This window comes from Mycobacterium sp., from assembly GCF_049585075.1.
Lineage (GTDB): Bacteria > Actinomycetota > Actinomycetes > Mycobacteriales > Mycobacteriaceae > Mycobacterium.
The window spans coordinates 1-5,226 of sequence record NZ_JBAUZA010000456.1 but is presented as its reverse complement, the minus strand read 5'-3'; the positions used below and the strand labels follow the sequence as shown (position 1 = coordinate 5,226).

Below are 5,226 nucleotides of genomic sequence, written 5' to 3'. Positions count from 1 at the left end.
ATCCGGGAGGGCTCGGCGACGCGAACCGCCACGGCCTTCGGCGCACCGGAGCACGGACCCGGCATGCCGGTCGTCTCGCAAGGCGAAGCGCCGATGACGCCGGACGAGGTCGCGGTGTCCAGCACGCTGGGTCGTCACCTCGGTGAAGCTCTGGACGTCGGCGCACACAGATTGCGGATCGTCGGCATTGTGCCCAATTCGACAGCATTGGCGAAGACGCCCAACATCTTCCTGACAACCGAGGGCCTGCAGCAGCTGGCGTACAACGGTCAGCCGATGGTCACGTCGATCGGGATCGTCGGCACGCCTCAACATCTTCCCGACGGCTACCAAACCGTTGAGCGTGCGGCAGGTGTCAACGACCTGTTGCGGCCGTTGAACGTCGCGGTCAGTGCGATCACGATCGTGGCTCTGTTGCTGTGGATCGTGGCGGTGCTGATCGTCGGGTCAGTGGTGTATCTTTCGGCGCTCGAGCGGATGCGCGATTTCGCCGTGTTCAAGGCGATCGGGGTGCCGACCCGGTCGGTTCTGGCCGGGCTCGCGCTGCAGGCGGTCGTCGTCGCGCTGCTCGCCGCGGTGGTCGGCGTCATCCTTGCCCAACTATTGGCGCCGCTGTTCCCGATGACGGTCGTCGTGCCGATGGATGCCTACCTTGCGCTGCCGTTGATCGCGGTCGCGATCGGTCTGCTGGCCAGCGTCGCCGGGCTCCGGCGCGCGGTGGCGGTGGACCCCGCGCTCGCATTCGGAGGTCCTTGAGCGGTGGGCGATCTCAGCATCCAAGAACTTGTCGTCGAGTACTCCAGTGGTGGGTACGCGGTCCGGCCGATCAACGGCTTGAGCCTCGACGTTGCGGCCGGGTCGCTGGTGATCCTGCTCGGGCCCAGCGGGTGCGGAAAGACGACGTTGTTGTCTTGCCTCGGCGGCATCTTGCGACCCAAAAGCGGTGCGATCAAGTTCGGTGGCGTCGACGTCACCACGCTCGACGGCCGTGAGCTGGCCAAGTACCGACGCGACGAGGTCGGCATCGTTTTCCAGGCCTTCAACTTGGTGCCGAGCCTCACCGCCTTGGAGAACGTGATGGTTCCGCTGCGCGCGGCTGGCATGTCACGTGCGGCTTCGCGTCAGCGTGCCGAGGAACTTCTGGAGCGCGTCAACCTTGCAGACCGAATGAAACACCGACCGGGTGACCTCAGCGGAGGGCAACAGCAGCGCGTCGCGGTCGCCCGCGCGATCGCGCTGGAGCCGCCGTTGATCCTCGCCGACGAGCCGACCGCCCACCTCGACTTCATCCAGGTGGAGGAGGTGCTGCGGCTGATTCGCTCGCTCGCCGAAGGTGAGCGCGTGGTGGTGGTCGCCACCCACGACAGCCGGATACTGCCGATGGCCGATCACGTCGTCGAGATGGTACCGACGCTGGCGTCGACGAACCGGCCACCGGAAACCGTCCATCTGAAGGCCGGCGAGGTGCTCTTCGAGCAGTGCACGATGGGCGAGCTGATCTACATCGTTGCCGACGGTGAGTTCGACATCGTGCGCGAATTAGCCGATGGCGGTGAGGAATTGGTGAAGGTTGCCGGGTACGGCGACTACTTCGGCGAAATCGGTGTGCTGTTCAACCTGCCGCGCTCGGCGACGGTGCGGGCCCGAACCGATGCGACGGCCGTCGGCTATACCGCGCAGGCGTTCCGGGAGCGGCTCGGCGTCAAGGGTCTGAGCGACCTGATCGAACGCCGCGAGCTCGCCATCGACTGACCCGGCCCCACGAGCTCGAGGCCGGATATAAAGGGGAGTGTGGCTGCAAGTTTCTCCGATGTCATCAAGTCCAAGTACCTGCTGCTGACGACATTCACCAAGGACGGCCGTCCCAAGCCGACACCGATCTGGGGTGCCCGTGAGGGCGACAAGCTGCTCGTCATCACCGACGACGGGTCGTGGAAAACCAAGCGGATCAGCAACACCCCCAGGGTGACGCTCGCCAAGAGCACCGCGCTGGGCAAACCCAAGAGCGACGCGGTCGAGGGCATCGCCCGGGTGCTACCGAAGTCGGAGACCCGCCGGGTCTACAACGCCGTCCTCAAGCGGTACTGGTACCACGCCTGGTGGTTTTATGCGTCCTCGGTCGTGCGCGGCGGTGTCGACAAGGTGCACGTCGGGGTCGAAATCAAGCCCGCCGGCTAGCCACGATCCAGGTGTCTAGGGTGACTAAGCACAGCCTTTACGAAAGCGTTATAGTAGCCGCATGCGTCTTTCTCGTCTGAGCCTTTTGGTCCGCGCGGGCCTTGCCGTGCTCGCGCTCAGTGCCGCGGCGACAGCTTTCCCGCGGGTCGCCATAGCCGATCCTCCTGGTCCTGGGTTTCAGCCGTGCGACGGCTGCTCATCCAACGATTCCACCGACGACTTCCCGATACCTCGGCGAATGATCGCGACGACCTGTACCGCCGAGCAGCTGATGGCTGCCGCACGCGATTTCGAACCGGTGTATTACGAGCGGTACATGCGGGACTACGACAACCACCCGAACGTTCAGCAGGCAACGCAGGACAAGGTGCACTGGTTCTACTCGTTGTCGCCGGCCGACCGCAGGGCCTATTCGGCCAACTTCTATGCGCCTCAAATCAATCCGCTGAACTTGGCCTGGCCCAATCACATGAAGCTGTTCTTCAACAACAAGGGCGTTGTGGCCAAGGAAACCGAGAACTGCCAGAACTATCCGCCTGGCGACATGTCGGTGTGGAACTGGTAGGTCGCTACTCCTAAGGCTCGGCGATCAAGCCGACGCAGGTTGCGGTGATCAGCCGCGTCAACGCGGAGGTGAAATCGATGTTCCACTCCGGCGGCAAGTCGGTTGCCTTTGCCTCCGCGTAAGCCTCGGCGAGCTTTTTCGGCGGGTTAGCCACCTGCCACAACGGAGCTGCCAGCGAGTAAGCGGCGAGTATGACGTCGAATGCGCCCGCGCGTCCCAGCCCCGGCAATGAATTCTCGATCGCATCGGCGAGCGAATTCACCGCTCCGCTGCTGATCTGCTTGACCTCGAGAACTCGGTCGATTTCCACCTCGTGCTCAAGGTGAAGATGCAGGTTCGCGAGCAGGTCGCAGAACAACGGATCGGCCGCCAGACCATCGGCTAACGCCGCGGCGACCCGCGACGGCGACATCGGACCGGGCTCGGCCAACTTGTCACACACCGTGGCCGACCACCGCACCCAGCCTTCGGCGGCCAGATGCAGCAGCACCTCTTTGTGGGAGGTGAAGTAGCGGCGCACCGCGGAATAGTGCACACCGGCCCGGCTGGCGACATCGGTCAAGGTCACCGACGCGACACCGGACTCCAGCGCGAGCGCGCGGGCGGCCTCTACTAGCGCCGTTGCGCGTTGGCGCTTCTTGTCCTCAGTACGGGCTCGCTGGAACGTGAGCTGCGGCACCGCGCGAGAATAACGCAGGTTGGCCGATTGCGGGTGGGCGTAGAACCCGGTAGCGTCCGTTTACGCACGTCGCATGCGTTAAATTTGCCGACGGGCGGCGCGGCTGGCCGATCGGCAGGCGCATATCTTCGAGCAGGTGAGATGCCGCAGACCAGAAAGACGGCAAACGGTGAAGGGGATTTCGATTTTCAGGGTTCTGCAGCGGTCCTGGATTCCGCTCGTGATCGCGATGGTTGTCGTCCTCGGCGGATTCACGGTGTGGCGGATTCACGGCATATTCGGCTCTGATAAGCGGCCCTCGTATTCGGACAGCGGGAATAGCGACACCAAGCCTTTCAACCCCAAGCACTTGACCTACGAGGTTTTCGGTCCCCCCGGCACGGTGGCCGACATCAGCTACTTCGATGTCGACGCCGACCCACGCCGCGTTGACCAAGCGCACCTGCCGTGGACGTTGAACCTTACGACGACGTCGGCGGCAGTCATGGGAAACATTGTGGCCCAAGGCAATAGCGGCAGCATCGGCTGCCGCATTGTGGTGGACGGCGTGATCAAAGCCGAAAAAATCTCACACGAAACCAATGCCTTCACCTACTGCGTGCTAAAAGGCGCATGACTTCCGAACAGACGCGTAGCGAACACTCCAAACCGCCATTCGTGCCGCGGACGATCCATCGGCTGGCGGTCCCCATCATCCTGGCCTGGTTGGCGATCGTTTTCCTGGTCAGCGCCGCGGTTCCACCGCTGGAGCAGGTCGCGAAGCAACGTTCGGTATCAATGAGCCCCACAGATGCGCCGTCTGTGCAGGCGATGCAGGCGATGGGCCAGAAATTCAAGGAATCCGATTCCGACAGCTTCGCGATGATCGTCCTGGACAGCCAGCAGAAACTTGGCGACGATGCGCACCGCTACTACAACAGCGTGATTCGTCAGCTGAAAGACGATCCGAAGCACGTACAACACGTGCAGGATTTCTGGGGCGATCCGCTCACGGCGCCGGGCGCGCAAAGCCCCGACGGCAAATGCGTATACGTTCAGCTCAATCTCGCCGGCAACCAAGGGACCACCTTGGGAGACGAGTCGGTGGATGCAGTCCGGCAGATCGTGAACCGCACACCCGCGCCAAAAGGCGTCACTACGTATGTGACCGGCCCGGCGGCGCTGGTGAAGGACATGAACCATAGCGGCAACAAAACCCTCCTCAAGATGACCCTGGTAACCCTTTTGGTGATCGTCACCATGTTGCTGCTGGTCTACCGGTCCGTCATCACGGTGTTCCTGTTGCTGATCATGGTCGGCATCGAGTTGACGGCGGCTCGCGGAATTGTCGCGTTTCTCGGTTATCACGGACTTATCGGACTTTCCACATTCGCCGTCAATTTGCTTGTATCCCTTGGGATTGCAGCTGGAACGGACTACGGGATCTTCTTTTTCGGCCGCTATCAAGAGGCCCGCCAGGTCGGCGAGGATCGTGAGACTGCGTTCTACACGACGTACCGCAGTGTCGCGCACGTCGTCTTGGCGTCCGGTTTGACGATCGCCGGCGCGATCTTTTGTCTGAGCTTCTGCCGGATGCCGTATTTCCAGACCTTAGGCGTACCTTGCGCAGTCGGCATGCTCGTCGCGGTGGCGGTGGCGCTCACGCTCGTTCCGGCGGTGATCGTCGTCGGGGGACGCTTCGGTTTGTTCGACCCCCGACGCAAGATGCAGGTCCGTGGCTGGCGCCGGGTGGGCACCGCCATCGTGCGCTGGCCGCTGCCCATCCTCGCCGGGGCATCCGCGATCGCGCTTGTCGGTCTATTGA

The 5,226-nt window shown here is 63.1% G+C and carries 7 protein-coding genes; 6 read left to right on the top strand and 1 reads right to left on the bottom strand.

The window, feature by feature from the left end; genetic code table 11:
- From WB785_RS21540 to WB785_RS21525, 4 genes are all read left to right on the top strand, one after another.
- The coding region (locus tag WB785_RS21540) for an ABC transporter permease (RefSeq protein WP_424081637.1) at positions 1-756 on the top strand (756 nt) is incomplete at its 5' end.
- A 3-nt stretch (positions 757-759) separates the two neighbouring features.
- A complete protein-coding gene (locus tag WB785_RS21535; RefSeq protein ID WP_424081635.1) occupies positions 760-1,752 on the top strand; it encodes an ATP-binding cassette domain-containing protein in 993 nt (330 codons plus the stop codon).
- 39 nt (positions 1,753-1,791) lie between these two features.
- Entirely contained in the window at positions 1,792-2,178 is a 387-nt protein-coding gene (locus WB785_RS21530; protein WP_424081633.1) for a PPOX class F420-dependent oxidoreductase, read from the top strand.
- A 61-nt stretch (positions 2,179-2,239) separates the two neighbouring features.
- Positions 2,240-2,743 carry a DUF5078 domain-containing protein gene (locus tag WB785_RS21525; protein ID WP_424081631.1) on the top strand — a complete coding sequence of 168 codons (504 nt, stop codon included), beginning with the start codon at positions 2,240-2,242 and terminating at the stop codon, positions 2,741-2,743.
- Positions 2,744-2,753: 10 nt separating this feature from the next.
- Here WB785_RS21525 and WB785_RS21520 read toward each other — a convergent pair whose 3' ends face one another.
- Complete coding sequence (locus tag WB785_RS21520) at positions 2,754-3,440, bottom strand: TetR family transcriptional regulator (protein ID WP_424081641.1); 687 nt, start codon at positions 3,438-3,440, stop codon at positions 2,754-2,756.
- A gap of 211 nt (positions 3,441-3,651) precedes the next feature.
- Between WB785_RS21520 and WB785_RS21515 the strand changes: the two genes are divergently transcribed.
- Positions 3,652-4,038 carry an MmpS family protein gene (locus WB785_RS21515; RefSeq protein ID WP_424081639.1) on the top strand — a complete coding sequence of 129 codons (387 nt, stop codon included), beginning with the start codon at positions 3,652-3,654 and terminating at the stop codon, positions 4,036-4,038.
- On the top strand, positions 4,035-5,226 hold a 1,192-nt coding region (locus WB785_RS21510), incomplete at its 3' end, for an MMPL family transporter (protein ID WP_424081629.1). The genes WB785_RS21515 and WB785_RS21510, both read left to right, overlap by 4 nt.

Excerpts from the sequence above, each read along its gene's own strand:
- WB785_RS21515 (WP_424081639.1), top strand. The coding sequence starts at position 3,652 with ATGGTTGTCGTCCTCGGCGGATTCACGGTGTGGCGGATTCACGGCATA.
- WB785_RS21525 (WP_424081631.1), top strand. The coding sequence starts at position 2,240 with ATGCGTCTTTCTCGTCTGAGCCTTTTGGTCCGCGCGGGCCTTGCCGTG.